1 protein-coding gene is annotated in these 1,121 nt (G+C 75.2%); it reads left to right on the forward strand.

Annotation, left to right across the window (positions count from 1 at the left end; all coding sequences use genetic code 11):
• Positions 1-16 precede the first annotated feature (16 nt).
• A complete protein-coding gene (locus tag MXD58_RS25190; protein ID WP_250610136.1) occupies positions 17-706 on the forward strand; it encodes an SDR family NAD(P)-dependent oxidoreductase in 690 nt (229 codons plus the stop codon).
• Positions 707-1,121: the final 415 nt, after the last annotated feature.

Raw genomic sequence — 1,121 nt, forward strand, 5'->3', positions numbered from 1 at the left:
GCCGTTCCCGCACGAGATAGTCCCGAAAACCGAGCAGCGATGCCCCCGCGGGGCAGTCCGCGGACACGATGACCGCTACGGCCAGGAGGGCTTCACCCTCGGCGTCGTCTCGCGGTCCGCGGACACCCTGAGCCGCCTGCGGGATGAACTCGCGCCCGCCGGGCTGGCCGTCGCCGGCACCGTGGCCGACGTCACCGACGCCCCGGGCCTCACCCGCGCCATCGAACGGATCTCGGCGGAGATCGGCGGGCTCACGGTCTGCGTGTACAACGCGAAGCTCAGCATCCGCGGCGCCGCCCTCACCGTGCCACCGGCGACGCTCAACCAGACCCTCGCGGTGAACGTCACGGGCGCGCTCGCCGCGATCCAGGCCGCCGCCGCGGCGCTGGTGCAACGCCCGGCGGCCACCATCCTGGTGACCTCGGCGAGCCCGCGCACGCAGCCGGTGGCCGGCCGGTTCGCGCTGTCCGTCGGCAAGGCGGGCCTGGGCGCCCTCGTCGAGGCGCTGCGCCCGACGCTGGCCGCGCAGGGGATCCGGCTGCGCACCGTCGTCCTGGACGGGCGGGTGGCGCCGGCCGGCCCGCTGCGGCCCGACGCGGTCGCCGACCATTTCTGGCAGGCGTTCGCCGCGCCCCGCGGCGACGTGTTCCGACTGGCACCGGCCAGACGGGACACCTCGGTGGCGCAGCTACCCCTGGAGGTGTGAGCTGGCAGGATCACCGCGTCCGCCGCCCGGCGGGTGGCGGACGTGCCACGTCTGCACGGCAGGCGGGCGCGGGTCGGCAATCCGACATGGTTGTCGGTGAGGTGATCGCACCCGACACGGTGCCGAGCGCGTGGAACGTGCGACGATCCGGCAGAACCTGGACGCACGGCAAGCGGCAAGCGGCAAGCGGCAAGCGGACGATCACAGGGCGACGGCGCGATCCGGCGCGGTATGGCAGGAGATGGACCGGTGGACGACGGACGCGACGGTGACGAGCAGACGCCGGACGGCGCTGACAGGGTGCCCGCCGAAGGCGACGTGACCCGATTGTCGGATCCGCGGGCCCGGGGCATGGCCAAGGGGGCCCGCCCCGGCGCGCCCGCTGGCCCGCCCCCGCCGGCGGACTCGTTCCGCC

The sequence above is a fragment of the Frankia sp. AgKG'84/4 genome (assembly GCF_023242965.2).
In the GTDB taxonomy this organism is placed as follows: domain Bacteria; phylum Actinomycetota; class Actinomycetes; order Frankiales; family Frankiaceae; genus Frankia.